The sequence below is a fragment of the Microbacterium sp. USTB-Y genome, assembly GCF_023703415.1.
Taxonomy (GTDB): Bacteria; Actinomycetota; Actinomycetes; order Actinomycetales; family Microbacteriaceae; genus Microbacterium.
The window spans coordinates 312,498-338,446 of the sequence record NZ_JAGMTU010000003.1; the positions used below are offsets into that span (position 1 = coordinate 312,498).

Below are 25,949 nucleotides of genomic sequence, written 5' to 3' on the forward strand. Positions count from 1 at the left end.
GTCTCAGCGTAGCCGCTGCGCGTCGGGCGGATCGGTCAGGCCGTTGCGGAACGCGTAGACCACTGCCTGCACGCGATCGCGCATGCCGAGCTTCTGCAGCACCCGGCCGACGTGCGTCTTGACCGTCGACTCGCTCAGCCACAGCGCCTCCGCGATCTCCGCGTTGGACAGACCCTGCACCAGGGCGTCGAAGACCTCGTGCTCCCGGTCGGTGAGGACTTCCAGCCGGGCGGCGGCGACGCGTCGATTCTCGGAGCGGGCGCGGAGAGCGGGATCCTCCGCGGCGCGGGCGAGGTCGGTGAAACGGCGCAGCAGCTCCGAGGTGACGCGCGGGGCGAGCACCGCGTCCCCCGCGGCGACGGCCCGGACCGCCGCGACGATGTCGTCGGCGTCCGAGTCCTTGAGGAGGAACCCGCTGGCGCCGGCGTCGATGGCGCCGAACGCATAGGCGTCGAGATCGAAGGTCGTGAGCACGAGCACCCGGGTGCCGTTCCCCGCGCGGACGAGTTCCCGCGTGGCGTCGAGGCCGTCCATGCGGGGCATCTGCACGTCCATCAGCACCACGTCCGGCCGGTGCACCCCGGCCAGGGCGACCGCTTCGATGCCGTCCTGGGCCTCCCCGACGACCTCGATGTCGGGCTGCGCCGCGAGCACCATCGCGAGCCCCGCGCGGATGAGGGTCTGGTCGTCGGCGATGAGCACCCGCACGGTTGTCATGAGGCGCTCCGGGGCAGGTCGAGCCGCACCGTCCAGCCGCGGCCGTCCCGCGGACCGGTCTCGAGCGTGCCGCCGTAGAGCGCAGCCCGCTCGCGCATCCCGAGCAGCCCCCGGCCGACGCGCACCGTCTCCGCAGCAGCGCCCGTGCGCTCGGTGCCCGCCCGCCCGTCGTCGCGGATCTCGGCGCGGACCGCCGCGGCGTCGATGCTCACCGCCACGGTCACCTCGGTCGGGGCGTCCGCGTGGCGCAGCGCGTTCGTGAGCGACTCCTGAACGACCCGGAACACGGTCATCTGCAGCCCCGCCGGGATCTCCTCGGCCTCACCGCCGCCCGAGACTCCTTCGACGGACCGCGGTGCGACGACCACGTCCAGCCGCACCGGCAGCCCGATCCCCCGGTAGACCTCGGCGAGGCGGGGCAGATCCTCCAGCCCCGTGCCGCTGCGCGAGGGCTCGCGTCCGCTCGGCCGTTCGAGCACCCCGAGCACCCGCCGCATCTCGTCGAGAGACGAACGGGCAACCCCGCCGATCTGCCCGACGGCCTCGCGGGCCCGATCCGGATCCGCGTCGAGCACGACCCGGGCCCCGTCGGCGAGCCGCACGATGACGCTGAGCGAGTGCGACACGATGTCGTGCACGTCCCGCGCGATCCGCGACCGCTCGGCGAGCGCCGCCAGCTGCGCCTCCTGATCGCGCTCGTGCTCGAGGATCCTGGCCCGCTCGACGAGCGCCGCGACGTAGCGGCGGCGGTTGCCGGCGTTCTGCCCCCACAGCAGCGCCACGAGCAGCACCAGCAGATCGAAGGCGACATAGGTGAGAGCCGTCTCCAGGCGGCTCTCCGAGCGGCTCACCGGCAGGAGGCCGAAGCCGGTGAGCAGGTGCAGCACACCGAGGGCGAGACTGACGGCGTAGGCGATCGCACCGGCGATCCAGGCCCGCGCGACCGTGTCGTAGACGGCGATCGCGAACACCGCGTAGGCGGTCGCGAACCGCCCCACGTCCAGCGAGAACGGCAGAAGCACCAGCGGCAGCGTCACCGCGACGGCGAACACCAGGACCGGGTTGCGCCGCCGGAACAGCATCATGAGCGTCGCGATGATCACGACGACGACCAGCCCCAGCCCGAGGCCGAAGGGCGTGGTCGTCCGCGGCGCCGTGGCCGCGGCCGAACCTCCGGGGGCGGCGCTGAGCATCGGCACCACGGTGAGCACCATCCAGCTCGCCGTCGTCAGCGCGTCCGCCGCACGAGGATGGCGCTGCCAGCGCGACGCGGCCCGGTCCAGGGCGCGCGCGGAGCCGTCGGTCACGTCGCCAGTCTCCCACGGTCCCCTGACCCGCCGATGCCCCGATCCGCATCGCCCGCGGTCGGCACCTCGGCCGCGTCCGGCGCCCCGGCGGTCGTCGGCGCCTCCTCGGCGACGGCGGACTCGAACACCTCGACCCCGCCCTCGCGGCGCGCCCGGCGCTCCTCGCGGCGCTCCCTCCTGCGGCGCCGCCGGTCCCCGCGGCGCTCGTACAGCACGACGAGCGCGGGAACCAGCAGCAGCGTCAGCACCGTGGAGGACACCAGTCCGCCGATCACGACGATCGCCAGGGACTTCGAGATGAACGCCCCGCCGCCGGTGACGCCGAGCGCCATCGGGATGAGGGCGAAGATCGTGGCGCAGGCCGTCATGATGATGGGCCGCAGCCGCAAGCGGGCTCCGTGCACCACCGCGTCGTCGAGATCGGCCCCGTCGCGCCGGTACTCGTTGATGAGGTCGATGAGCACGATGGCGTTGGTCACCACGATGCCGATCAGCATCAGCATGCCGATGAGCGCGGGGATCCCGAGGGGCGTCCCCGTCAGCAGCAGACCCGCGATCGCGCCTGTCGCGGCGAACGGCACCGAGACGAGCAGCAGGAGCGGCTGCACGAGCGACCGGAACGTGGCGACGAGCACGATGTAGACGAGCGCGATCGCCGCGAGCATCGCCACCCCCAGCTCGCCGAACGACTGCGCCTGCTCGGTCGCCGCGCCGCCCTCGTCGAGCGTGACGCCCGCGGGCAGGTCGGCCTTCGCGACCGCCGTCTGCACGCCGTACGCGGCGGTGGACAGGTCGGCGCCCTCGGCGGGCGTCGCCGAGATCGTCACGGCCCGCGCACCGTCGATCCTGGTGATCGTCGCCGGCGCGGCGACGACCTCGACGGTGGCGATGTCGCCCACCCGGATCGGCGTCGCCCGCAGATGCTCGAGATCGCGCTGCGCCTGCGTCATCCGATCGGTCTCGGCCTGCTGCCGGGCCCCGTCGGCGATCGCCGAGCGCGCGGCGGAGATCTGCTCGTCGAGTCCGGTGAGACTCGATTCCGCCCCGGCGACCGCCTGGGTGAGCTGCTGCACGAGCTTCTGGTACTCGAGCGCGCTGAGCTGACCCTGCGTGGCGGGCTGCGAGTCGGCGGGCGGCGGCGAGGCGAGGAGCGCGGCGAGCTGCTCCCGCAGATCGGCGAGCTGCCCCGCTCCCGAGGAGCGCGCGTCGTACAGCTCGGAGAGCTGCTGGTCGGCCTTGGCCTCCGCCTCGCGGCGCGCGTCGGAGGACATCGCCTCCTGCTCGCGCTGCAGCGCGTCGGTGGCATCCTTCTGCGTCTTCTGCGCCTGCAGCGCCGAGATCGGCAGCGGCAGCGCGGCGATCGCCGCCGGGTCGGTCGCCGACGACTGCGCTCGCAGCACCAGATCCCTGCTCGCCCCGTCGATCGAAACGGAGCCGAGCCGCTCACCCTGCACCGCGGCCGAGATCGCCGAGCCCACGTCGGCGGACGTGAACCCCTGCGCGGCGGCCCGTGCGGGGTCGACCGCGACCTTGAGCACCGGGAGGTCGGCGGCGAGGTCGCTCGAGACGGTGCCGATCCCGTCGACCTTGCCGAGCGACTTCGTGAGGGCATCGGCGGCCGCGGCGAGCGCCTTCTCGTCCGGGCTCTTCACGATCACGTCGATCGAGGAGGACGTGGCCTCCGTCGCCTGGGTCGAGACCGTGATGCGATCGGATCCGGGAAGGCCGGCGACCGCGGACCGGATCCGCTTCAGCACCGCCTTCGGATCCGCATCCTGAGCGATCACGAGGTCGACGGTCACCGGCGCGCCCTGCTCGCCCGCCGTGGTGCGGTAGGACGCGACGCCGTCGAGCCCGCCCACCTTCTTCTCCAGCGCGGTCGCCGCGTCGTCCGCGACGGTGAGCGTGGTGTCCAGCGGCATCTTCTGGGTGACGGTGACCGCACGCTCGTCGGCGAAGCTGCCGAGCATGTCGGTCTTCAGGAACCCGGCCGAGATGAGCGTGCCGGCGAACACCAGCACCGAGACGAGCACGACGGTCACCGGGCGGCGCAGCGCGAACCGCAGCGACGGCAGATAGGCGCGCTGCATCCGGGTCACGCGCTCGGCGCCGTCGGCGGGCATCGATGCCTCCGCGGTCAGCGCCCCCACGCCGGCCGCCTCGCCCTCCGCGGCCATCGCGCCCGCGCCGACGGCAGCCCTGCCGGCGCCCCCCGGCCCTTCGGTGGCGTCTCGCGCGTCGTCCGCCGTGCGGAGATCCTCCGCGGCGCCGTCTCGGGCGCCGCTCTCTGCAGTGCCGTCCTCCGCCGCGACGCCTTCCGCGGCCGCTCCCTCCGCCCTCCGGGCGGGCTTGCGCATGAACCAGTAGGCCAGCACCGGGACGATCGTCAGCGAGACGAGCAGCGATGCCAGCAGCGCGATCGTCACCGTCAGCGCGAACGGACGGAACAGCTCGCCCGCCACACCTCCGACGAGGGCCACCGGCAGGAACACCGCGACGGTGGTGAGGGTCGACGCCGTCACCGCTCCGGCGACCTGCCGCACCGCCGCCAGCACGTCGGCGGGCGTGAGCCCCGTGGATCCGCGCCGGCGCGCGATGTTCTCGATCACGACGATCGAGTCGTCCACCACGCGGCCGACCGCGACGGTGAGCGCCGCGAGCGTGAACACGTTGAAGGAGAACCCGCCCACGCGCAGCCCGATCACCGCGATGAGGAGGGAGAGCGGGATCGACACCGCCGTGATCACGGTCGCCTTGGGCGAGAGCAGGAACACGAGGATGATGAGCACCGCGAAGACGAGGCCGAGACCGCCCTCGACCGCGAGATCGTGCGTGGACTTCTCGATCATCGTGGACTGGTCGAACAGCACCGAGCTCTTCGCCGCGCCCCCGAGCGTCGGGAGGGCCTTCGCCACGGCGGCGGTGACCGCGTGCGAGACCTGCACGGCGTTCGCCTCGGGGGTCTTCGTGATCGTCAGGCTGAGCGCCGGGCGCCCGTCCGCGCGGGAGATCGTGCTCTGCGGGACCGGGGCGAGCTCGACCTTGGCGACGGCCGACAGGGCCACCGGACCCTGCAGCGTCGGGATCGGGATCGCCGCGATCTGCTCGACCGACGTGCCCTCCTGACCGACCTCGATCGCCATGGTCCGCTTCCCGTCGGTGCTGGTGCCCGCGGGCACCACGACGCCCGCGGTGCGCAGCAGCCCGGAGACCGCGGCCGCGTCGATCGAACGCGCGGAGAGCTGGGCGGGGTCCAGCGTCACGAGCACGCGCTGCGGCGTGCGGCCCGACACCTGCACCGCGCGCACCCCCGGCACGTGCTCGATCGCGGGCACGAGCGTCTTGTCGACCCGGTCGGCGAACGCCTCGAGGTCGCCGTCGCCGGTGATCGCGAGGCTCTGTACGGGGATGTCGGCCGAGCTTCCGGCGTAGACCTCGGAATGCACGCCGTCGCCCGCCGTCGCGAGGGCCGCGGTCGTCGCGGACTTCAGGTCCGCGAGGATCTTGGCGTCGTCGCGACCGAACGCCCAGGTCACCGTCACCTGCCCGCTGCCGCTCGAGGTGCTCGCCCGCACCTCGTCGATCCCGGCCACGGCGCCCAGGGCCCCGGACAGCGGGGCGACCACATCGTGATCGAGCGTCTCGGCCGACGCACCGGGCTTGGTCACCATGACCATCGCCGCGGGCTGCGACATCGACGGCAGCAGCTCCTGCTTCATGCTCCCGGTCGCCCAGAGGCCGATGCCGACGATGAGCACGGTGAACAGCGCGACGACGGCACGGTTGGCGAGGCTGAGACGGGTCAGCAGGGTCACGGATCCTCCAGGCGATCACGGGCGGGCGCAGGGCACCACAACTGCCGCGGGCTGCGACGAGCCGTACCTTCAGCAAACCCGTCACGGGCGGTCCGCCGCATCCGCTTCGGGGAGGATCCACCCCGTCCCGGGGTCGTCCTCAGGTACCACATCCGCAGCTCCGGCCCCACATCGGGTACCGGTCCCGCCCCGGCTTCGCGCCCTTGCCCGGCCGGCCCCGCTCGGCCCCCCGGCATCCGCATACCCGCCCTGCCCGCACAATTCAGGCCAGACCCGAGCACCCGGTGCTGGAAGGGCCGGATCCGCCCTCGACCCGCGACCCCAGCCTGAATTGCGCGCCGGGACCACCCTCCAACGGACGACGGCGCCCCCTCCGCGCGGTGCGGAAGGGGCGCCGTCGGCGGGACCCGCGGATCAGGCGTCGCGGGAGCGCAGCACCACCCAGGATCCGAGCAGCCCCGCCGCGACCCAGGCGCCGAGGGTGAGGAACGCGACGCCCGCCGAGAGCGCGGCCGTGTCGCTGGGCAGGATCGCGCTCTGCGCCGCAGAAAGCGGCAGGTAGTTCGCCGCGTCCAGCACCCACTTCCAGGACTCCCCGCCGAAGGCGAAGAAGTTCGACATGATCGGCAGCACGAACAGCAGGCCGACCGTCGCGGCGATCGCCCCGGCTCCCGAACGCAGCAGGAAGCCGAACGAGACGCCGATGAGCGCGCACACCGACATGGTCAGGGCGGCGGAGAGCAACGGCAGGATCACCTTGTCCGGCGTGCCCCACTCGAGGCCCCCGCCGTGGGCGCCGAGGATCGCCGAGACGATCACGGCGGCGACGACGAACATCACGAGCGACGCGAGGAAGAGGAACGCCGCGAGCACCACCGCCTTCGCGACCAGCACCCGTCCGCGCCGCGGATCCGCGGTGAGCGTCGAGCGGATCATGCCCGTGGAATACTCGCCGGTGACCGCGATCGCGCCGAGGATCCCGGCCAGCAGCGCCGTGAACTGGATCGGCATGACCACGGCCGTGATGCCGTTGATCGCTCCGGCCTGCGGACCTGCGGATGACGACATGGCGAAGGCGATCAGCGCGGCGATGCCGATCGTCAGGACGGCGGTGATCGCGATGGACCACCAGGTGGACCGCAGCGTGGCGAGCTTGATCCCTTCGCTGCGCAGCGTGCGCGGCAGGGTCAGCCGGTAGCCGCCCGAGCGGACGGATGCGGTGGGGGCGACGGCGCTCATGCGACCACCTCCGGGATCGGGGCGCCGGCCTCGGGCACGGCGCGGGTGCGGTATTCGACGGCGTCGCCGGTGAGGGCGAGGTAGGCGTCCTCCAGCGAGCCGCTGGTGGGGGTGAGCTCATGCAGCGGGATGCCGCGCTCGGCGGCGAGATCCCCGATCCACCACGCCTCGGGGCCGCTGACCTCGATGATGTCGTGGGCGGTGCCGGTGACCACGGCGCCGGCGGCGACGAGCAGCTCGCCGAGCTCGACGACGCGGGGGCTTCGCACGCGCACCTGGGCGGTCGTCCATTCCTGCACCAGCTGCGACAGGGGCGCATCGGCGAGCACGCGGCCGCGACCGAGCACGATGATGTGGTCGGCGGTCTGCGCCATCTCGCTCATGAGGTGACTGGAGAGCAGCACCGTGCGCCCCTCCGAGGCCGCGTGGCGCACGAAGTTGCGCACCCACAGCACGCCCTCGGGGTCGAGTCCGTTGACCGGCTCGTCGAGGATGAGCGTGTGCGGGTCGCCGAGCAGCGCCGCGGCGATGCCGAGCCGCTGACCCATGCCGAGCGAGAATCCGCCCGCGCGCTTGCGCGCCACGGATCCGATGCCGGTGATCTCGATCACCTCGTCGACGCGCGACGCGGGGATCCCGTGCGTCGCCGCCATCGCGCGCAGGTGGTTGCGCGCGGAACGGCCGGTGTGCACGGCCTTCGCGTCGAGCAGCACGCCCACCTCGGTGAGCGGGGCGCGCAGCCCGCGGTACTCCTGACCGTTCACGCTGACCCGGCCCGCGCTGGGGCGGTCGAGGCCCACGATCATGCGCATCGTGGTCGACTTGCCTGCGCCGTTCGGGCCGAGGAAGCCCGTGACCGTCCCCGGACGCACGGTGAACGAGACGTCGTCGACGGCGGTCTTGGGTCCGTATCTCTTGGTGAGGCCCTCTGCGGTGATCATGCCTTCGACGCTAGGCGAGCCCGCCGCCTCGCCGCATCCGTCTGGAGGATGACTCGGGGTATCCCCGTGGATGACTCCGGGAAACCCGAATGGCGAGCGGGGCTGCGGGGACGCGGCGGGCCGCACCCCGCGGATCGCGGAGTCGCGGACGTTTGTTATGCTGGCCAGGCGTCACCGACGCACGGGGCTGTAGTTCAATGGCAGAACTTCTGCTTCCCAAGCAGACAGCGCGGGTTCGATTCCCGTCAGCCCCTCCACTGTGACTTCCAAAGCTATTCCGGACATTCTGGAGTTACTTCAGACTGAAGTTCTGGGCCGAGTCATCCCAGGACTCCCCTGGCTCTACGGTGGTGGGCGCTCAGAAGCCTTCGCGCGTTTCTCCGTCGGTATCAGATCGCAGCTGGTCAGGTAGCTGGGGACTCCCAGTCGATACCGCCCCGCTCAGTGACGAAAGTGTGGATCTCGACGACAGCCGCCCGGTGGATGGGGTTGTTCGCGAAAGCCTCGAGACCTGCGACGTCGTCGAAGGTCGCGAGGACCGCGAAGTCGTGGTTCACCTCCGGGAATGCGACGTTCTCGATGACGTCGATAGTCCGGATGGAATCGACGATGCCGACCAGCCCAACAAGGAGTTCGCGGGTGCGAGCGATGGATTCGGTGCGGTCGACGTCGTCGCGGAGCTTCCACGACACCAGGTGATGAATCATGCGTGCGCTCCGTCCTCGCCGTACGCCGGCTTTCCGTCAGCGGTGGTCTCCTGGTATCCGATGAGCTGAGCCCGGCCGATGATGTGCGGTCGCAACCTCAAGCCGACGATGGCCGGGGTCGCGTCCGCAGCGACTTCAAGCGTCGGGATGTCGAGCGCGCTGAGCGTATAGACGTACCGGTGCGGGCCGTGACCGGCGGGCGGGGCGGCGCCGATGAAGATGTCTGTGCCGTATTCGTTGCGGCGGCGCTTCACGTTTCGCGGCAGCAGATCGTCCTCGGTTCCCGCTCCGCGAACGAGAGCCGTGACGCCGGCCGGAATGTCGATGAGCGTCCAGTGCCAGAAGCCCGAGCCCGAAGGCGCGTCCGGGTCGAACACGGAGAGCACATAGCTCTGCGTGCCTTCGGGAGCGCCTGACCACTGCAGGGCGGGCGACCGGTCTTCGCCGCCGCCGGCGGAACCGCGAACCCACATGGGAAGGTGCGCACCGTTGACGAAGTCTGGGCTTGTGAGGGAGAAGGAGGGAACTTCGGGAAGCTTCCAGTTCGGGTCGTTGGTCATGACCTCATTCAACGACTGCGACCGAGCGCGAGCATCGAGCGGGAGTCGGATGGCGGTTCGACATTCGTCCGGTGCGCCAGGCCGGACAGCGCTCCTACCGTGGAGCCATCGTTGCCCGAAAACCTGCGAGGACCTCATGAACAGGCTGCTCATCAAGCGCGTCTACGAACCTGCGGCCGTGGAGGACGGGTTCCGGGTGCTGGTGGACAGGGTGTGGCCGCGGGGCGTCTCGAAGGGGCACGCGGACCTTGACGAATGGATGCGTGACATCGCACCCACCCCGGCTCTACGGACGTGGTGGGATCATGACCCGGCTCGGATGGTCGAGTTCGCGCAACGGTACGAGGCGGAGCTGGATGCGAACGAGTCGGAGGTGCGCCATCTCGCGGCGGTCGTGAGCGCCCACCCCACCGTCACGCTCCTCTACGGGGCGCACGACCCGGTCGTGAACCACGCCCGCATCCTCCGGGACTACGTACTGCGGCGTCTCGTGGACGACTTCGACAGCTGACAACACCTCGGGGTGGCACGCGCCTCTCGTCGCCGGGCGCAGCTCACCGGATGTGTCCGGCGCTCTCCCAATAGGTCGCGAGCTTCAGTGCCAGGTGCAGGGCGCTGCGTTGCATCCCGTTATCCAGAGCTTCTTTCACTACGGGCGGCATGTTCTCGAGCCGGTAGTACAGGGTGGTGCGGTGGATGTGGAGGGTCTCGCAGACGTCGCGGACATGATTGGCGGTATCCAGGAGGACCTCAACGGTCTGACGGCGCATCGGGTCGGGATCGTGGATGAGTGTGTGAGCGGCTGGTGAGTACCACTGCAGACGCGCCGGATCTACGAGCACGTCCGCAAGGAACAGCCATGGGCCCACGTTGTCCGCGTGGGCGCTCATCCCGAGCTCCGGAAGCATCTCCACGACTGCCGCGGTCGCGACCGCTCGCCCGGCGACCGGAAGAAGATCGGTCTCATGCGGTGAAAGGGCGGCGGACCCAATCCCTTTGAGGGCTACGCCGGCCCTGTCTGCCTCGGACGTGATGAGCGCATCGATGTTCTCCGGGGCCCCGTGTCGACCGATGAAGAGGAGCGCTGCTCCCAACTCGCCGATAAAGAACAGAGCCTGTCGGGCTGTGCTCTCCAGCGCCTGGCCGAGCGCCGCGCGTTGGATCACAGGTGCGTCTTCCGCGACGGTGATGGCGCGTACGACCGTCTCCGGTCCGCGGGTGACGCCATGGCTGCGAACAGCTGTAGCAAGCGCCTCGCGACGTGAGGCTGGGTCGCTCGCGAGGAGGGAGCGGAAGACACTTTCGCGGGCATTGCGTGCCGTTCCCCCCGACCTGGCTTGCAGGAGCGAGCTGGCGACAGTGACGGTCGCGTCGATGGCGCGGAACTCATCTTCTTTGAGCGGGGAGAAGCCGGTCTTGATGAGCCAGATCGTGCCGAGTTGCTCATCGCCGCCCCAGATCGGAACGATGAATCGCTCATGTGCACCGAACTCGGCGAAGTCGACGGTGAGGGGATGGCGCGTTCGTGTGACCCCGCACTGCTCTGCCCAGTCGCGCTCCACCTCAGGTGTCATTCTGGTGAGAAGTGTGCGCACTTGCAGCTCATCGATGTCGTCTCCCTGCGCGCTGGCGGCAACCAGTCGGAAGTCGGTGTCCTGCATCATGACCGAACGACCGAGGACGTCGGAGAGTTCATCGACGAGGTCCTGCAGGCTTGTCGCTCCGCCCCCCGCAGGTAGCGGGATGAGGTCGGGGCGGATTCCCGCACGATGCTCAGTAGTTGCTTGAGTCTGTTCTGGCCACACCAACGACGCTACGGAAGGACAGCCGGCGGGTAACAGGTCCGCGTTGTACCACCCTGAGTCAGCACTCATCGCTCGGCTCCGGTCATGAGGACGGTGCCGGCCCCGCCGGGCAGCGACTCCGCGAGCCGCGTAAATAGCCTTGCGCCCAGGCCGCCTCGCTGCGCGGACAACACCGTCAGCTGATATCCCGGCATACTGCGAACCGCGAAGTTCTGAGCGTCGATGGCGATTTCGCCCACGCCTTCGAACACGAAACGGAAGGTCGCGTCTTCGGGGCCTGAGACATCGTGGCGTTCCCAGATGCGTCTGAAGTCGTCGTGCACGGACAACTGCCGGAGAAGCTCACGAAGTCGTGGAGAGTGCGGGTGCGCGTCACGCCGCAGCGTCGCCACGGCCGAACGGGCCATGGGCTCCCATTCGAGAAGACTCCGTCGCATGCGCTCATTGAACAGGGCGCTGACCTGATTCGAGCCGGCCGCGAGCCCACCTTCACCGAAGATCGTCGCGAGCGGGTTCGAGGCGATGATGTCCCGGTGAGGGTCGGAAACGTATGCGGGGGTGTGCGTCCACTGCGACAGGGTGCGCGCAATCCGATCTGGTGTGTCGCTGTCGCGGATGACTCCGCGGGGCATCTGCCCTGACACGAGACGGAAGGCGTACGCCGTGGATTCCACATCCAGCCGGAGTGCCCGTGCGATTGCGCCAATGACCTGGTCGGACGGGCGCGCTCCCCGCCCCTGTTCGATGCGCAAATAGTAGTCGTTACTGATCCCCGCAAGCTCAGCCACCTCGTCCCGACGGAGCCCCGCGACACGACGGCCACGAGTGCGTGGGAGACCGACATCCTCCGGAGAGATAACGGCGCGCCGCGCCCGGAAGTAGTCTCCGAGTGCAATCAAAGCGGTGTCCATGCGCGCTCCCTGGGGGTCGGTGTTCTCAACGTGTGCGTTGGAAACGTACCGAGGGCCGCAAGCCCGCCACATCACCCGAAGCGTCCGTCAATATCCCACGTCCGAAAGTCGAGTTGGTGTTCGACACCTGTCGGATGCTGTCTACTTCCTGAGCGATTCACACTTTCTCAGGCGCACGAGGTACGAGCGCATGAGAGCGAGGACTTCTGTGGCTGGGACGACCGAAAGCGTGCAGGCGCTGACGGCGCCGTTGACGGCGAACGCCGTATTCCTCATCTCCACAGTGACGACTGACGGGCTGGATCAGGTGCGAGAGGTCCTCATCGGTCTTGCCGACACTGTCAAAGCGCTCACGTTCCGCTTTCCCGAAACAGCATTGACCTGCACGGTCGGAATCGGAAGCCGAATCTGGGATGACCTGACCGGGGTTGCCGCACCACAACAGTTGCGCGAGTTCACACCGGTCACCGGTGCCGCGCACGCGGCTCCGGCAACGCCGGGCGACCTGCTGTTTCACATTCGCGCTGAGCGCGCCGATGTCTGCTTCGAACTCGAACGTCAACTCCTCGAGACGCTTGGGGCCTCCGTCGTCGTCCAAGACGAAACGGTCGGGTTTCGCTCCTTTGACCGTCGAGACCTCTTGGGATTCGTCGACGGCACCGCCAACCCCGTGGGGCCGGATGCCGAGGCATCCGTGCTCGTCGGCGATGAGGACCCGACGCACTCCGGCGGCACCTACGTGGTCACGCAGAAGTACATTCATCCGCTGGGCGCGTGGCGGGATCTCACCACCGAAGCGCAAGAGACCATCATCGGGCGCACGAAGCTTGAAGGGGTCGAGCTGGACGACGCGGATGAGGGCCAAAAGTCCCACAAGACCCTGACGACCATCACCGACGCAGGCGGCACAGAGCACGATATCCAGCGAGACAATATGCCGTTCGGCAGCCCCGGACGCGGTGAGTTCGGTACGTACTTCCTCGGCTACACGCGGAACCTGTGGGTCATCCAGCAGATGCTGGAACGAATGTTTGTCGGTGACCCTCCCGGCCTGCATGACAGGCTCCTGGACTTCTCCACCGCCATCACCGGCTCAGTGTTCTTCGCACCACGCGGCGACGTCCTCGCCTCGCTCCGTTCCCCGGAGTAGTGGCGACGAGTCGAACAGGCGATGTCCACAACTACACCGGGGGATGTCCCGACTCCCACCCTGCACCTACCGTCACAACATCCACTGCACCTCAGACCCGACAGAGAGCACCCATGACCACCCACACCGCACCGCCCATGACCGACACCCCGAAGCCGGTCGCGTCCGTTCGCCACCCCGTCATTCGTGGCATCGCCGACCCTGCAGCCCTCGGCCTTGGCGCATTCGGGATGTCGACCTTCCTGTTGAGCTTCGCCAACGCAGGCATCTTCCCCGGCGCGGCGGTCGCTGTGCTTGGACTCGGCCTGTTCTATGGCGGGGTCGCTCAGATCATCGCCGGCATCTGGGAGTTCGTGCAGGCGAACACGTTCGGGGCCCTCGCCTTCGTGTCCTACGGAGCATTCTGGCTCGCCTACTGGTGGACCATCACCACCCCCGGCATGCTGGAGAAAGCAGGCGGCGAGGGCATGGGGACGTTCCTAATCCTGTGGGCCGTTTTCACCGCTTTCCTGGTCGTCCCGTGCACCCGCATCTCCGTGCTGCTCACCGTTCTTTTCAGCGCCGCAGCCGTCACGTTCGTCCTCCTCGCCATTGGCGCGTACGCATCCTCGGACGTGATCACCCGTGCCGCCGGGTACACCGGCTTCGTCGTGGGAATCCTCGGCCTCTACGGTTGTTTCGCGTCCGTGGTGAACGCCACCTGGCACCGAACGGTCATTCCGCTGGGCAGCCGCGAGTAGTGACATGAGCCCGCAAACCAACCTTCCGACTCCCGTCGAAATGTGGCCTCCAGCCAGCGGCTCTGCGCTCGAGCACGTGCGTCGTCTCGAAGGGCACGTCCCCTCCGTTGTCACCGATGCCCTGCACGCCGCAAATTCACAGGACGCTGACGCTCTCACCCGGTGCTTCCACCCAGACGCGGATGTGGATGCGTGGGGGATGCTGTTCGAGGGCTTTCAGGGAATCACGTTGTGGATCGAGAAGTGGATCATCGAAAACCGCGTGCAGTTCACGGACCTCCTGCACGCCTGGGACGGCAGTGACCTTGCCGTGCACACCCAAGTGCACGGAGACAGCTACAACGGCCCAGCTACTTTGACCTTCTCCACAGTCGGCGACACGATCTCTGCTCTCCGGATCACTACGGCGTAGAGGACGACATGCACGAGCATTGGGAACGCCCGCTGACCGCTATCGAGCTACTGGAGATCGAACTGGTCATCCGAGACTTCGTCACCATCCTCAACGAAGGAAGCGACCACGACATCCACGCGTTCCTGACCGAGGACGTCACGTATCGACCATCCGCAAGAGAGATCATTCACGGACGCGGCGCCGTCGTGTCGATGATCCGCGACATCCGCGGCACGTTCACCGACTGGCACACAGAACTCGTGAGTTTGGCAGTCTCGGGGCAGGTGGTGCTCGCCGAGCTAGCGATGTGCCTCACCCTCCCCGCGACCGGCCCTCAATGGGTCATGGGGTTCGCGAGCTTCCGTGTGGACAACTTCAGAATCAGTGCCTGGCACCAGGTGCACGCTTGAGTCCCGTCACGAACCCAACCATCATGACCCCGACCGTGCACCAACGACAGGAGAACTGCTCATGAGCGACGCCAACGACTTCATCCGAGCGGACGTTCCGCCATCCGGGCCGGGATGCGTGGATTGCGAGGAGATCGGCTCGTGGTGGCTGCACCTTCGGCGGTGCGCCTTCTGTGGACACATCGGATGCTGCGACGACTCCCTGCATAAGCACGCGACCAAGCACGCCCACACGAGCGGCCATCGCGTCATTCAGAGCTTCGAACCAGGCGAGGACTGGTTCTGGGACTTCCGCACCCAAACAGCATTCGAGGGGCCTCTCCTCGCGCCTCCGCGAAGCCACCCACGATCCCAGACCACCCCAGGGCCGGCAGATCGCGTGCCGAGGAACTGGGAAGATCAACTCGCCGAAAACGCATGACTGAGATCACTCCTGGCAGCAAGCTGCCGCTCAAACTAATTGCGGACGCGGATGGACGAGACGCCTATGCACTGCGTGACTATCTGACTCGAAGTGAAGTGCCCTTCTTGTCCATCAGCGTGCCGCCTGACTCTCGGGAGGTCGAAGGCGTACTCCTGACCGGTCGCCAGCGTCCGCTGGTGCTGTTCGCCGACGGGGAGATGCTCGAGCATCCCACGCCGGCTCAGGTGGCGTCCGCCTTGGGTTGGGTGACGCCGCCGTCACGGTCTGCGTACGACCTCATCATTCACGGGGCGGGCCCCGCGGGACTCTCGGCTGCCGTCTACGCAGCGTCGGAGGGTCTCAGTGTTGCTGTCGTCGAACGCGACGCTGTCGGCGGGCAGGCCGGCTTCAGCAGCCTCATCGAGAACTACCTCGGCTTTCCCGGTGGGATCTCCGGTGCGGAGCTCGCCGAGCGAGCCCGCCGCCAGGCGCTATCGTTCGGGGCAGACCTCGTTCTCATGCGCCACGGCATCGCCCGGACGTTCAAAGACCATGACGTGCGCGCCGTCCTCGCCGATGGTTCGGAGATCCATGCCCGCGCGGCACTCTCCGCCACAGGCGTGCGGTGGAGGCGACTCGGTCTAGACGGGGAGCGTGAGTGGGAAGGGGCGGGCATCTACTACGGTGCAGGCACCAGCGAGGCCTCCGCCTGTATCGGATTGCACGTGTATGTCGTGGGTGGCGCGAACTCTGCAGGACAGGCGGCGATGAACCTGGCAGCTCACGCCGCCCGCGTCACCGTCGTCGTCCGCGGAGCTTCGCTCTCCTCGACTATGTCGGCTTATCTGCTCAACCGACTCGCCGTGCAGCCGAACGTCACAATTCTCCTCCACACCCGCGTCGTCGCGGTCGACGGTGACGACCATCTTCGTGAGATTACGCTCGACCAGGCAGGCGCGACGACACGCGTGCCCGCGACCCACCTGTTCGTCTGCATCGGCGGCGCCCCGAACACCGAGTGGGCAGAGACCACCGATGTCCAACTCGACAGCCGTGGCTTTGTCCTGACCGGTGTGGACCTGGCCCCCGCGGATCTTGAGCGGTGGTCAATAGCCCGTCCACCGTTCTATCTGGAGACGTCAGTTCCTGGGATCTTCGCCGCCGGCGACGTACGAGCGAACTCCGTCAAACGGGTCGCCTCGGCCGTTGGCGAGGGCGCGATGGCCGTCACTCTCATCCACCGATACCTGGCGGAATCGGGCTAGACCTTGCGAGAGGGGCTTGCCGCAGCGGCGGATTCCTCCTGGAATCGATGTGCCGCCTCGCGCCTCGTGTTCACGCCCCATTTCGAGAAGATGTGGCGAATGTGCGTGACGACCGTATGCGGGGACACCATGAGATCCTCGGCGATCTTCTGTGTCGTCAGCCCCGCTGCAATACGTTCGGCGACCTGATACTCGCGTGAAGACAACCCCATCGGGCCGTCGCTGACCGACTTCGCCCTCGTCCGAACTCCGCGGTTTCGGAGCGTTCGGAGCACGCGACTCACTTCGCGGGCCGCACCCAACTCCTCGAAGAGGCGCATCCCTCGCACGTAGCAGCTCGCCGCTTCATCGTCCGTCGGGGCGAGGCTGCCAGCGAGTTCGAGCAACCGAGCACGAATCAGTGGTCGCTCTACCTCCTCCATCAATGCGACCGCTTCCATGACAGCGGAGAACGATCCATTGCGCACCGCCTGCACAGCCAAGGACACCGCCGAGACGTACGCATTGTCGGGATTCTGGGACGCGCGACTGGCCGCGTGCCTGGCGACCTTCTCCACGGCGGCGTCGTCGCCCATCTTCTTGCTCAGATAGGCCAGGTACACATCGTCGGAGAAGTCTGCGGGACTGGTCATCGAGGGGATCGGCACGTTCACGCACTCGCGGGCCAGTGCCGTGTACCCGTAGGCCATCTCGATATCGCCGAGATCGAACGCTTCGAGCGCCAGGCTCCACTTGCCGGTTCTGGTCAGACTCATGCCATCCGCAAGGTGTTCCACGAGGGATCGAACACTCTGCCGCAGCTCGACATCGCCGGTGTCCAATGCGATCCGGTGCAGCACCACCCCCGCTGTGGCATTCGCGAAATCGCCGAGGTGAAGGAGCTCCGCGAGGTCGAGGACGGTCTCTGCTTGCTCGCGCGCTTGATCCAAACGACCAAGGTCGTAGAGGACTCGGCAGCGCACCATCATCCAGAACGCCTCGGCGACGACGTACTTCGCAGTTCTCGCATCACGCAGACCGTCGTCAACAAGCCGAAGAGCGTCCTCGCAGTCGCCTCTGCTGTTCAGCATGAAGGCCATCCACAGGCCCTCCGGGACCCACAGCACCGCGGACCTGCCGGCGCGTTCGAGCTTCTCGAGCGCCGATTCTTGCAACCGTTGCGCCTCATCGAAGCGATTCTCGTTGAACAGAAGCACTGACTCGGTGGCGTCCACGGTGGCAACCGCGAGAAGATCGCGGTCATCATCGGCGTTCTGCCGGGCGCGTGCCAGGCTGTCGCGCAGGCCGACCGCGTCAGCCTTGTTCGCGTAGTTGAGTGCACGAACCGCGAGCAACTCCACGACGGTCTTCTGAGAGACCCCTCCGAGAGCCAGCGCTGTTTCCGTCTCCGCAATAGCTTTGCCGAAGTCTGACTCCGTGAGTTGCCTGGCGAAGGCGAGGCCGACCCGTGCGCGTTCGTCCGCGGTGAGGCCGGGGGTGAGCGACTCACGTATGAGATGGGCATCGTCCTGCAGGCCGCCGGCGAGTACCAACGGAAGCAGCTCGACCACGCGGGTCGAGTGGTGGATCCGCCCTCGCGCCAACTGTGCTCCACGCACCGTCAACTCTGCCGCGCCGCGGGCGTCGACGGGGGCGAGCTCCGCAGCCGCGGTGAAAAGCAGATCGATGGACGCGTCATCTCCAGCTTCAGCCGCTGCTGAAATCGGGGACGCCAGGGAAGACACCGACTCTCCGGCCCGCAACCGATGCTGCAGGACTTCTCGAGCGACCGCTCGCCGCACGGTGGGGGACAGACTGTCGTACGCTGCAGCCTGAATCGTGTCGTGACGGAACGCGAAGCTGCTTCCGGTGTCGACGACGAATCCGAGGTCGAGGAGTTGCTGCACCGCGGGGACGGCCTGCGCGGCGGATTGGCAGATGACATCCAAGACACCGCCGAGGGGGAACTCTCGACCGAAGAGACTGCCGATCTGGGCGATTCGACGGGCATCAGCATCGAGCGCCGCGATGCGTTCTCGCACCGATGCGCCGTACCGGGCAGGAACCGCTTCTTTCTCGAGGTCGACCATGCCACGGGACGGATGCAGGAGCCCCTCTTCTTCCATCCCGCGAAGCATCTCGAGAATCAGAAGCGGCGACCCGCCAGTCTTGCGTATGGCCGCCTCGACCTTCGGCCCCGGCGCGGCCCCAAGAATGTCGCGGGCCATCGCATCGACAGCATCCACGTCAAGCGAAGACAGATCGATGACAGAGGCGAACTCTCGAAGGTTGACGAGGAACCGCCGATGCTCGGGGCCGTAGGCTCCGCTGCGTGTGGCGAAGACCCAGTACACAGGGAGCCCCTCAAGGGTTCGCAGCAGCGCGGCGAGGACCGAGAGGGACCCTGAGTCCAACCACTGCAGGTCGTCGACGACGACGAGTACCCCGGCGCGAGAACTGGCAGATTCCAGTGTGTCGCCGAGCACGCGCGTGATCCAGTACTGCGGCGATGCTCCCTGAATCGCCGCGTGCAGTTCGTCAGCGCTGAGCAAAGGTGGGGCCGCCTCGGTCACCGCACTGATGAGGGCACCCAACGGCGACAACTGCGAGTCGAAATCCGGTGCCACCACGAGCGTCGACCATCCGCGTGCGTGCGCGAGTTGCAAAGCATGCTGCAGCAGACGGGTTTTGCCCATCCCGGGATCGCCGGAGAAAACCGTGACAGCGTTGTGCCCGGTGAACGCGAGGTCGAACCCCTGCTCAATCGCGTGAACCTCCGGTTTTCGACCGCGTACGGGAACCAGATAGAGGTCGGCTGCACTCCCTGCGAGCGCGTCGCGGTTGCTAGCGCGATGTGGCTTGCGGGAGGGGGGCACGCACTCACGATACTCGCGCGACGGCTGAACATGAGACGAAGCAGCTTTCGCCAATCGTCGCAACGTTCTCCGGCCGGATGGTGCGCGAATAGAACATGCGATGTGCCGGTGGGCCCCGGGGGATGTACCCCCTGAAACTGCCGAATAGCGTCGCATCTGCGAACGCCGGATCGGCGGCTCGTGCCAATCCACACACCCGCCGGACACCGGCATGAAACGAAGGAGCCTCTCATGGCTGCAACCCCTCGCCCCGACCTCGTGCTTTCGCACGCAGTGGTCACGTCTGACGTCACCGGCAACTTCGATGACATCGACATCGAAGCGTGGCTGAGGAACCTCCCCACCCACGAGTACCAGCGCTGTGCGCCCGGCGACCACAAGGCCGCCGGCTACACGGTCGACGACGACGGCACGCCCATGTCGATCAACGTCGAGGTCATCGGTGCAGGCCTGGTCATCCAGAACTACCGCTACGAGGTCGCCAGCAAGCACTACTGCAAGATGGTCTCCATCTCGGACGTTCTCTCCCCGGCCGGCTGGACCACCACCCAGGTGATCTGGGAGCTCGGCATGGAGCAGCTCGAGGGCGACCAGCTGCGCTACGTCAACACCGTCACTTCGCACCCCACGGAGGAGTTCCTGGAGTTCATCACGGCCAGCGGACAGACCTTCGAGGAAGCCGCAGCCGCCCGTCAGGAGGCCTCGGGCCGTCACTGCGAGCTCGAGACGCCGCACTACGCGCAGAGCATCGTCGCGTACGCCAAGGCCAACGCATCCGCCTGAGCGGAGTGACCATGGCTACCACGGACACGCACGCCGAGCACCACACGGTCGCAGAGCACGAGCACGGCGCGAGCTGTGGACACGAAGCGGTCGCCCACGGCGACCACGTCGACTACGTCCACGACGACCACCGTCACGCGCTTCACGGCGACCACTACGACGAGCACTAAGAACCCGTCTGGGTGGAGGGGGCAGACTGTCTCCTCCACCCGCCCGCGTTCGAGAACGAAGGAACCCCATGACCTCAGCAGTACGGTTCACCCGACCTGGTTCACCTGACGTGCTCCGCCTGATCTCGGTGGACCGACCCCACCCCGCACCTCACGAGGTGCGCATCAGCGTCCACGCCGCCGGCATCAACAACGCTGACCTGCTCGAACGTCGCGGCCACTACCCCGTGCCGCCGGGAGCTCCTCCCGGACTCGGGTTGGAATGCGCCGGAGTCATCGACGCCGTGGGCGCGGACGTCACCGGCTGGAAGGTCGGAGACGAAGTATGCGCGCTCCTCACCGGCGGCGGTTACGCGGAAGAAGTCGTCGTCCCCGCAACCCAGGTGATGCCCAAGCCGACCACCATGACCATGCTCGAAGCGGCAGGCCTTCCCGAAGTCGCCTGCACCGTCTACTCGAACCTCGCCATGATCGCGGGCCTGAAGCCAGGTCAGACAGTTCTCATCCACGGTGCGGCCGGAGGAATCGGTTCCTTTGCCACACAGTGGGCAACCGCTATCGGTGCCCGGGTCATCGGCACCGCCGGAAGCACCGCGAAGACAGACGCCGTCCTCGGCTTCGGAGCATCCGTCGCCATCAATTACCGCAGCGAGGATTACGCCTCGGTCACGCGCAACGCAACGAACGGGCGCGGCGTCGATGCCATCCTCGACATCGTCGGAACGCCGTACCTCGAGAGCAACATCGAATGCCTCGCCGACGATGGCCACCTCGTCATCATCGGCGGATCCACCGGTCCGGCCACCGTCGATCTGTGGGAGCTGATGTCGCGCCGAGCCAGCATCTCCGCCACCCTCCTGCGGGCACGGCCCGCAGCCCAGAAGGCCGCGATCATCGCCGGTGTCACGCGCGACGTCCTGCCGCTCATCGAAAGCGGCGCCATCCGCGGCGCCGTCGACGCAGTATTCCCGCTCGCAGAAGCGAACCGGGCACATGAACTTCTCGAAGGCGGGCAGACCGTGGGGAAGGTCGTCCTGAACGCCCTCGAGCAGTAGCCCGTCTGGGGCTGGATCTGTCGGGCAGCGGCATCGAACGGGGGTTGCTGCTCCCGACAGATCACATCGACTTTGGAGACACCGCCATGAACACACCGGCACCCCGACCCGCAACCGGCGACGTCACGACTTCCCACGACACCGCACCCCGCACGTCGATCTGGGCGCCCCTCGCTGTGCCGATCTTCCGAGCACTGTGGTTGACGGCGCTGGTCAGCAACATCGGTACCTGGATGCAGACGGTCGGAGCGCAATGGTTCATGGTGGAGCAGCACACCCACCCTCTTCTCATCGCCCTGATCCAGACAGCGTCTGCGGCCCCGGTGCTGCTCCTCGGTATCCCGGCGGGAGTGCTCGGCGAATTCCTGAACCGTCGTTCCATCCTCATCTGGATGCAGACACTCCAGGTCCTGCTGAGCGCGGCTCTCGTGACGTTGACCGCGACAGGCGAGATGACGCCGTATCTGCTGCTGCTCATCACCGTGCTCCTCGGCGCGGCGACGGCCGTGCAGCTTCCCGCCTACCAAGCGCTGGCCACCGAGATCGTCCCGCTTCGTATGGTGCCGATGGCGGCGTCCCTCAGCGCCATATCCGTCAACGTCGCCCGTGCCATCGGGCCAGCAGTCGCCGGCGTCCTGCTCTCCGGCTTCGGGATCGCCTTCGTCTTCGGGATGAACCTGCTGTCGTTCGCCGCATTCCTCATCGTCCTCATCGGCTGGCGCACCTACCGCCCGAACCCTCATCAGGCCGAGCGGTTCGTCGACGCAGCCCGTGCGGGCCTTCGTTACGTCACTCAGGCTGCCGTCGTCCGCCGCATGTACGTGCGTCTCGGAGCGTTCGTCGTCCCGGCTAGCGCGTTGTACGCGCTGCTGCCGCTCATTGCCACACAGCGTTTGAATCTCGACTCCGCCGGGTACGGGCTCCTGCTTGCAGGGCTCGGTATCGGCTCCGTGGGCGCGGCGTTCATCATTCCGTGGTTCCAAGCCCTCGGTGCGAACCGGACAGTGCTGCTGTCGTCGGCTCTCTTCGGGGCCGCCACCATCGGCGTTGCCGGATCTTCGTGGCTCTTCCTCACTCTGCCGATCCTCGCGGTGGCTGGAGCCGCCTGGATCGGCGTCGTTGCCACGCTCAACGGTGCCGTTCAGTCCTTTCTCCCCGTCTGGGTCCGCGCGCGGGGCCTCTCCGTCTACCAGATGGTGCTCTACGGGGCGTTGGCCGCGGGCGGCCTCGCGAGCGGACTCATCGCCGGGTGGATCGGTGCCATCGCCACCAGCGCCATTGCAGGTACGGCGACGCTCGTCGTCGCCGTATCGCAGCTCTTCTGGCCACTGCTGGAAACGGCAGACAAGAAGCGAGACACGTTCGCCCTTCCGCTGGCGGACGCTGTTCACGACATCGACGGGCACAGCCCCACTCTTGTCCTCGTCCGCTACGACATAGCCGAAGAGCAGGAAGCCGCGTTCCTACATCAGATGAATGCTGTCGAGCACAGCCGCCGACGAACCGGAGCTCGCACGTGGGCCTTGTATCAGGACAGGGAAGACGGCACGTGGGTAGAAGTCTTCGGGGTCGGCAGCTGGAGCGAACATCTCCAACAGCACCAGACCCGTCTCACCCAGTACGACCAGGTCGTCATCGAGACAGCCGGCGCGCTTGCACTGTCCGTCGACGTGAACCACCTCATCGAGCACGACAGTGTCGCCGGCGCACACACGAAGCCGCGACACAAGCACCCCACTGTGACAGCACGCACCCGACAGGAGAAGACCTCATGACGCTCACGGCCTCGGACCTCATCGGAGCATGGCGGCTCGTCAGCGCGACGGAAGTCTTCGCCGACGGCGTACGGATGCCGGAGTTCGGTCCCGACGTGAAGGGTTACCTCTCGTACAGCCCTGACGGCATCGTCTCAGCGACCCTGGGGTCGACGGATCGGGTTCGCACGAACGACCCCGACCCGCAGTCCGTGTCGACCGCGAACCTGGCGCTCATGGCCGGAGGGTTCATCGCCTACGCCGGTCCTTACACCCTCGACTCCGCCGACGACACGGTCACGCATCACGTGGACGTCGCCTTGTTCACCGGGTGGGAGGGCAAGCCGCAAGCACGGCATGCCCGCATCGAAGGCAACGATCTGTTCATCACAGGATCTCCACGCACCACCATCGACGGACTCACGTTCCACAGCGAACTCCATTGGACGCGGGTGGGTGCGCGCGCGACGCAGGGGTCATGAGCGCGGCCCGCATCGCACGGACGCTTGTTCACTTCTCTCCCGCACCTGGCGCGTGGGTTCCCGCCACCCAAGCGACCATCGCGGTCGCCGGCCCACCGGCCGTGTTCGCGGCGTTCGGGCAACTCCGACTGGGACTCCTCGCGGCCTTCGGAGCGCTCATCGTCTTGTACCTCTCCGGGCAGAGCAGGCGAGAACGAGCCGCGAAACTGCCGGTCATCGCGGTCGGCTTCCTCGTGGGAACCGTCATCGGCATCAGCACGGGAAGTTCACTGCCGACAAGCCTGCTCGCCATGAGCATCGTCGCCATTGTCTTCTCGTACGCGAGCTTGACGTTCAATGTGGGCCCGCCCGGCGCCATCTTCCCGGTCCTCACTGCCGGCTCCACGGGACAGCTGACCGCACCCCTGTCGATGGGGGGAAGCGGGATGGACCCGCTACTCGTCATCTCGGTTGTCGCACTGGGCGTCGTCACCGGGTACGTCGTGATCGTCGCGCCGCTCGCCCTGAAACAGGTACGCACCGCAGATGCGGCACTCCCTCATGACTACCGTTGGGCTTACAGCTGGAAGCCGGATTCTGCACGTATCTTCGCGCGCCTCACCGTCGCGGTCGTGCTCGCGGTGCTTGTGAGCGCATTGCTGGGACTCCACCACGTCGGTTGGGTGCTTCTCGCCGTCATCGGCATCCTGCAGAAGGATTCCGACCTGCACCTCGGGACTCTCCGGACGGCCCAGAGGCTCATCGGAACAGCTCTTGGTGTCTGCATCGCGCTCGTCTTCATGATCTGGATACCCGAGGGGTTCGCGCTAGTCGCCGTCGTCGGCGGACTCGTGTTCGGGTTCGTGTTCTTCATCCGCAGCAACCTCATGTTCGCGCTCATGGTGGTGACTCCTATGGCGCTTCTTCTCGTGGCCGGCGGCAGCCGTCCGCTGCTCGAAGCATCCATGGGCACACGCATCATCGACACCGTCGTCGGAGGTGCCGTCGCCGGCGTCGTGCTGGGTGCTGTGAGCATCACCCGGAGGTGGGCAGCTCGCGGAGTCGGATCTAACAACACGGCAAAGGGGGTGTGACGCTCGAGCGCCTCACCCCCTTCCGCTATGACTTCGCGACTCAGCGCAGCGGCGTGATGCCCTGGGCCCCTCGGGGGAACGTCGCGAGCACGGCGGGGTCGATGTTGAGGTGCGCGGAGACGAGCTGCGGCGGCACGTGCGACAGCCAGTTGGCGAGCGAGATCTCCTCGTAGGTGTCGGTGCGGAACACCTCGAGGAACTGCAGCACGTCGTCACCGGTGTTCTCGATGTAGTGGCCGAAGTTCTTGCGCACCACACCCACGTCGCCCGCACGGAAGTCGGTCGTGTTCGCGTGCGGACCCGTGTTGAACACGGTCATGCGGGCCGAACCGCGCAGGTAGTACTGCCACTCATCGGCGTTCGGGTGCCAGTGCAGCTCCCGCATCGAGCCCGGTTCGACCGTGACGAGCGCCGCAGCGACGGTGCTCGAGTACTTGTAGTTGGAGGAATCGGCGATCTGGATGCTGCCGCCCGAGTTCTGGTAGAGCGGCTTCGAGCGCGACAGGCGGAAGATGACCGGCTCCATGCCCCACTCGACCCCGGCCGCGGCCTGGTCCACGTCGAGCGCTGGCGGCTCCTCGCCGGGGAAGATCCAGAGGTTGTGCAGAGGGATGTCGGAGAACACTTCCTGAGCGACGCCGAAGTTCTTCGCGAGCACCTCGGGAGGTGTGTGCGCGAACCAGTCGGTCAGCAGCAGCGTGTTCGATTCGGACTGGTCGCCGTCGTCGAATGCGAGGACGAACTCGGCACCGTCCGGGCCCAGTCCCTGGAGGGAGTGCGGGGTACCGGCGGGGAAGAACCACAGGTCGCCTTCCTCCACGTCTTCGACAGCAGGCAGGCCGGAGCGGCTGAGCGTCGTGACGCGGGCCTTGCCGCGGGTCATCACCGCCCACTCGGCGGTCTGGTGCCAGTGCAACTCGCGGATGCCGCCGGGCTCGAGGTACATGTTCACACCGGCGATCTCGTCGGAGATGTGGAAGTCCTGCTTCGTGAGCTCCCGCGCCCAGCCGCCGCGTTGCACCCGGCGGGGTGAGATGTTGAACGACGACCAGAAGAACGGCTGCGTGCTGATGTCCGTCGCAGGCGCGTGCATCTGGTTCGGGAACTGCGACTCGATGGCCTCGTTCTGCGGGCCGGTCATGGTGTTGCTCTGCGGGTGGTCGGCGATGTTGATCTCGCCTTCCTGCGGCAGGTCGGGGTTACCCAGCGAGGGGACTTCGTGACCCACCTCGGGGTTCTCGGATGTGTCCATGCGGTGCTCCTTCGTGACGATTCCGGACGATACCCAGGAGTCTGCCCAGCGGGCGGCTCGGAGCGCATCGAATCGTGACGAATGCACATTCGACTCTCGTCGCAAGGCCCTCAGCGCAATCGGCACTCTCATGAGAAGGCACCCACGCAGGAGGCCCCATG

At 67.5% G+C, this 25,949-nt stretch carries 24 protein-coding genes and 1 tRNA gene; 14 read left to right on the top strand and 11 right to left on the bottom strand.

The genetic code is table 11. The features are described 5' to 3' along the window. Window positions 1-3: 3 nt before the first annotated feature. The 5 genes from J8G10_RS08685 to J8G10_RS08705 form a co-directional block, all read right to left on the bottom strand. Window positions 4-717: a response regulator transcription factor gene (locus J8G10_RS08685; RefSeq protein WP_251443211.1), complete on the bottom strand. Its 714-nt coding sequence runs from the start codon at window positions 715-717 to the stop codon at window positions 4-6. Beyond that, entirely contained in the window at window positions 714-2,024 is a 1,311-nt protein-coding gene (locus tag J8G10_RS08690) for a histidine kinase (RefSeq protein WP_251443214.1), read from the bottom strand. Before J8G10_RS08690 ends, J8G10_RS08685 begins: the two co-directional genes overlap by 4 nt. Beyond that, the gene (locus tag J8G10_RS08695; protein WP_251443216.1) at window positions 2,021-5,839 is read right to left on the bottom strand and encodes an efflux RND transporter permease subunit; all 3,819 of its coding nucleotides are present in this window, start codon (window positions 5,837-5,839) and stop codon (window positions 2,021-2,023) included. The genes J8G10_RS08690 and J8G10_RS08695 overlap by 4 nt, the downstream gene beginning before the upstream one ends. Before the next feature lie 414 nt (window positions 5,840-6,253). Then, window positions 6,254-7,078, bottom strand: a complete 825-nt coding sequence (locus J8G10_RS08700) for an ABC transporter permease (RefSeq protein WP_251443218.1) — start codon at window positions 7,076-7,078, stop codon at window positions 6,254-6,256. Further along, on the bottom strand, window positions 7,075-8,019 hold the full coding sequence (locus J8G10_RS08705; protein WP_251443220.1) for an ABC transporter ATP-binding protein: 945 nt from the start codon (window positions 8,017-8,019) through the stop codon (window positions 7,075-7,077). The genes J8G10_RS08700 and J8G10_RS08705 overlap by 4 nt, the downstream gene beginning before the upstream one ends. Before the next feature lie 183 nt (window positions 8,020-8,202). On the opposite strand from J8G10_RS08705, the gene J8G10_RS08710 reads away from it, so the two are divergent. Beyond that, window positions 8,203-8,276, top strand: a tRNA-Gly gene (locus tag J8G10_RS08710). 147 nt (window positions 8,277-8,423) lie between these two features. On the opposite strand, the gene J8G10_RS08715 is transcribed toward J8G10_RS08710, so the two are convergent. Both J8G10_RS08715 and J8G10_RS08720 read right to left on the bottom strand, forming a co-directional pair. Beyond that, on the bottom strand, window positions 8,424-8,726 hold the full coding sequence (locus J8G10_RS08715; RefSeq protein WP_251443223.1) for a Dabb family protein: 303 nt from the start codon (window positions 8,724-8,726) through the stop codon (window positions 8,424-8,426). Continuing rightward, window positions 8,723-9,286 (bottom strand): YbhB/YbcL family Raf kinase inhibitor-like protein, encoded by a 564-nt coding sequence (locus tag J8G10_RS08720; RefSeq protein WP_251443225.1) that lies wholly within the window; start codon window positions 9,284-9,286, stop codon window positions 8,723-8,725. Before J8G10_RS08720 ends, J8G10_RS08715 begins: the two co-directional genes overlap by 4 nt. A 136-nt stretch (window positions 9,287-9,422) precedes the next feature. On the opposite strand from J8G10_RS08720, the gene J8G10_RS08725 reads away from it, so the two are divergent. Beyond that, window positions 9,423-9,797 (top strand): DUF488 domain-containing protein, encoded by a 375-nt coding sequence (locus tag J8G10_RS08725; RefSeq protein ID WP_251443228.1) that lies wholly within the window; start codon window positions 9,423-9,425, stop codon window positions 9,795-9,797. 43 nt (window positions 9,798-9,840) lie between these two features. Here J8G10_RS08725 and J8G10_RS08730 read toward each other — a convergent pair whose 3' ends face one another. Further along, window positions 9,841-10,950 carry a CdaR family transcriptional regulator gene (locus tag J8G10_RS08730; protein WP_251443231.1) on the bottom strand — a complete coding sequence of 370 codons (1,110 nt, stop codon included), beginning with the start codon at window positions 10,948-10,950 and terminating at the stop codon, window positions 9,841-9,843. A gap of 206 nt (window positions 10,951-11,156) precedes the next feature. Continuing rightward, on the bottom strand, window positions 11,157-12,002 hold the full coding sequence (locus tag J8G10_RS08735) for a helix-turn-helix domain-containing protein (protein WP_251443234.1): 846 nt from the start codon (window positions 12,000-12,002) through the stop codon (window positions 11,157-11,159). 208 nt (window positions 12,003-12,210) lie between these two features. Between J8G10_RS08735 and J8G10_RS08740 the strand changes: the two genes are divergently transcribed. From J8G10_RS08740 to J8G10_RS08765, 6 genes are all read left to right on the top strand, one after another. Next, window positions 12,211-13,152: a Dyp-type peroxidase gene (locus J8G10_RS08740; protein ID WP_251443237.1), complete on the top strand. Its 942-nt coding sequence runs from the start codon at window positions 12,211-12,213 to the stop codon at window positions 13,150-13,152. Window positions 13,153-13,265: 113 nt separating this feature from the next. After that, window positions 13,266-13,892: an acetate uptake transporter gene (locus J8G10_RS08745; RefSeq protein WP_251443240.1), complete on the top strand. Its 627-nt coding sequence runs from the start codon at window positions 13,266-13,268 to the stop codon at window positions 13,890-13,892. Window positions 13,893-13,896: 4 nt separating this feature from the next. Continuing rightward, window positions 13,897-14,304: a nuclear transport factor 2 family protein gene (locus J8G10_RS08750; RefSeq protein WP_251443243.1), complete on the top strand. Its 408-nt coding sequence runs from the start codon at window positions 13,897-13,899 to the stop codon at window positions 14,302-14,304. Between the two features lie 8 nt (window positions 14,305-14,312). Then, the gene (locus J8G10_RS08755) at window positions 14,313-14,696 is read left to right on the top strand and encodes a nuclear transport factor 2 family protein (protein ID WP_251443258.1); all 384 of its coding nucleotides are present in this window, start codon (window positions 14,313-14,315) and stop codon (window positions 14,694-14,696) included. Window positions 14,697-14,757: 61 nt separating this feature from the next. After that, window positions 14,758-15,117 (top strand): UBP-type zinc finger domain-containing protein, encoded by a 360-nt coding sequence (locus tag J8G10_RS08760; protein ID WP_251443261.1) that lies wholly within the window; start codon window positions 14,758-14,760, stop codon window positions 15,115-15,117. Further along, on the top strand, window positions 15,114-16,364 hold the full coding sequence (locus tag J8G10_RS08765; RefSeq protein ID WP_251443263.1) for an NAD(P)/FAD-dependent oxidoreductase: 1,251 nt from the start codon (window positions 15,114-15,116) through the stop codon (window positions 16,362-16,364). Before J8G10_RS08760 ends, J8G10_RS08765 begins: the two co-directional genes overlap by 4 nt. Here the strand turns inward: J8G10_RS08765 and J8G10_RS08770 are convergent. Continuing rightward, window positions 16,361-19,219: a LuxR family transcriptional regulator gene (locus J8G10_RS08770; RefSeq protein ID WP_251443267.1), complete on the bottom strand. Its 2,859-nt coding sequence runs from the start codon at window positions 19,217-19,219 to the stop codon at window positions 16,361-16,363. The genes J8G10_RS08765 and J8G10_RS08770 overlap by 4 nt on opposite strands. Window positions 19,220-19,450: 231 nt before the next feature. Between J8G10_RS08770 and J8G10_RS08775 the strand changes: the two genes are divergently transcribed. The 6 genes from J8G10_RS08775 (at window position 19,451) to J8G10_RS08800 (ending at window position 24,536) form a co-directional block, all read left to right on the top strand. Next, on the top strand, window positions 19,451-20,002 hold the full coding sequence (locus J8G10_RS08775) for a hypothetical protein (RefSeq protein WP_251443270.1): 552 nt from the start codon (window positions 19,451-19,453) through the stop codon (window positions 20,000-20,002). An 11-nt stretch (window positions 20,003-20,013) separates the two neighbouring features. Further along, window positions 20,014-20,172, top strand: coding sequence for a zinc transporter permease (locus J8G10_RS08780; RefSeq protein ID WP_194762343.1), 159 nt, complete (start codon window positions 20,014-20,016; stop codon window positions 20,170-20,172). A gap of 68 nt (window positions 20,173-20,240) precedes the next feature. Beyond that, the gene (locus J8G10_RS08785; RefSeq protein WP_251443272.1) at window positions 20,241-21,227 is read left to right on the top strand and encodes an NAD(P)H-quinone oxidoreductase; all 987 of its coding nucleotides are present in this window, start codon (window positions 20,241-20,243) and stop codon (window positions 21,225-21,227) included. Between the two features lie 86 nt (window positions 21,228-21,313). Continuing rightward, window positions 21,314-23,002, top strand: a complete 1,689-nt coding sequence (locus J8G10_RS08790; RefSeq protein ID WP_251443274.1) for an MFS transporter — start codon at window positions 21,314-21,316, stop codon at window positions 23,000-23,002. Further along, on the top strand, window positions 22,999-23,463 hold the full coding sequence (locus tag J8G10_RS08795; protein ID WP_251443277.1) for a lipocalin-like domain-containing protein: 465 nt from the start codon (window positions 22,999-23,001) through the stop codon (window positions 23,461-23,463). Before J8G10_RS08790 ends, J8G10_RS08795 begins: the two co-directional genes overlap by 4 nt. Further along, window positions 23,460-24,536 carry an FUSC family protein gene (locus J8G10_RS08800; RefSeq protein ID WP_251443280.1) on the top strand — a complete coding sequence of 359 codons (1,077 nt, stop codon included), beginning with the start codon at window positions 23,460-23,462 and terminating at the stop codon, window positions 24,534-24,536. The genes J8G10_RS08795 and J8G10_RS08800 overlap by 4 nt, the downstream gene beginning before the upstream one ends. A 40-nt stretch (window positions 24,537-24,576) precedes the next feature. Here J8G10_RS08800 and J8G10_RS08805 read toward each other — a convergent pair whose 3' ends face one another. Beyond that, window positions 24,577-25,788, bottom strand: a complete 1,212-nt coding sequence (locus J8G10_RS08805) for a cupin domain-containing protein (RefSeq protein WP_251443283.1) — start codon at window positions 25,786-25,788, stop codon at window positions 24,577-24,579. Window positions 25,789-25,949: the final 161 nt, after the last annotated feature.

Coding starts and splice junctions, on each gene's coding strand:
- J8G10_RS08685 (WP_251443211.1), bottom strand. CDS start 717: ATGACAACCGTGCGGGTGCTCATCGCCGACGACCAGACCCTCATCCGC.
- J8G10_RS08700 (WP_251443218.1), bottom strand. CDS start 7,078: ATGAGCGCCGTCGCCCCCACCGCATCCGTCCGCTCGGGCGGCTACCGG.
- J8G10_RS08705 (WP_251443220.1), bottom strand. CDS start 8,019: ATGATCACCGCAGAGGGCCTCACCAAGAGATACGGACCCAAGACCGCC.
- J8G10_RS08715 (WP_251443223.1), bottom strand. CDS start 8,726: ATGATTCATCACCTGGTGTCGTGGAAGCTCCGCGACGACGTCGACCGC.
- J8G10_RS08720 (WP_251443225.1), bottom strand. CDS start 9,286: ATGACCAACGACCCGAACTGGAAGCTTCCCGAAGTTCCCTCCTTCTCC.
- J8G10_RS08725 (WP_251443228.1), top strand. CDS start 9,423: ATGAACAGGCTGCTCATCAAGCGCGTCTACGAACCTGCGGCCGTGGAG.
- J8G10_RS08730 (WP_251443231.1), bottom strand. CDS start 10,950: ATGATGCAGGACACCGACTTCCGACTGGTTGCCGCCAGCGCGCAGGGA.
- J8G10_RS08735 (WP_251443234.1), bottom strand. CDS start 12,002: ATGGACACCGCTTTGATTGCACTCGGAGACTACTTCCGGGCGCGGCGC.
- J8G10_RS08745 (WP_251443240.1), top strand. CDS start 13,266: ATGACCACCCACACCGCACCGCCCATGACCGACACCCCGAAGCCGGTC.
- J8G10_RS08750 (WP_251443243.1), top strand. CDS start 13,897: ATGAGCCCGCAAACCAACCTTCCGACTCCCGTCGAAATGTGGCCTCCA.
- J8G10_RS08755 (WP_251443258.1), top strand. CDS start 14,313: ATGCACGAGCATTGGGAACGCCCGCTGACCGCTATCGAGCTACTGGAG.
- J8G10_RS08760 (WP_251443261.1), top strand. CDS start 14,758: ATGAGCGACGCCAACGACTTCATCCGAGCGGACGTTCCGCCATCCGGG.
- J8G10_RS08765 (WP_251443263.1), top strand. CDS start 15,114: ATGACTGAGATCACTCCTGGCAGCAAGCTGCCGCTCAAACTAATTGCG.
- J8G10_RS08775 (WP_251443270.1), top strand. CDS start 19,451: ATGGCTGCAACCCCTCGCCCCGACCTCGTGCTTTCGCACGCAGTGGTC.
- J8G10_RS08780 (WP_194762343.1), top strand. CDS start 20,014: ATGGCTACCACGGACACGCACGCCGAGCACCACACGGTCGCAGAGCAC.
- J8G10_RS08785 (WP_251443272.1), top strand. CDS start 20,241: ATGACCTCAGCAGTACGGTTCACCCGACCTGGTTCACCTGACGTGCTC.
- J8G10_RS08790 (WP_251443274.1), top strand. CDS start 21,314: ATGAACACACCGGCACCCCGACCCGCAACCGGCGACGTCACGACTTCC.
- J8G10_RS08795 (WP_251443277.1), top strand. CDS start 22,999: ATGACGCTCACGGCCTCGGACCTCATCGGAGCATGGCGGCTCGTCAGC.
- J8G10_RS08800 (WP_251443280.1), top strand. CDS start 23,460: ATGAGCGCGGCCCGCATCGCACGGACGCTTGTTCACTTCTCTCCCGCA.
- J8G10_RS08805 (WP_251443283.1), bottom strand. CDS start 25,788: ATGGACACATCCGAGAACCCCGAGGTGGGTCACGAAGTCCCCTCGCTG.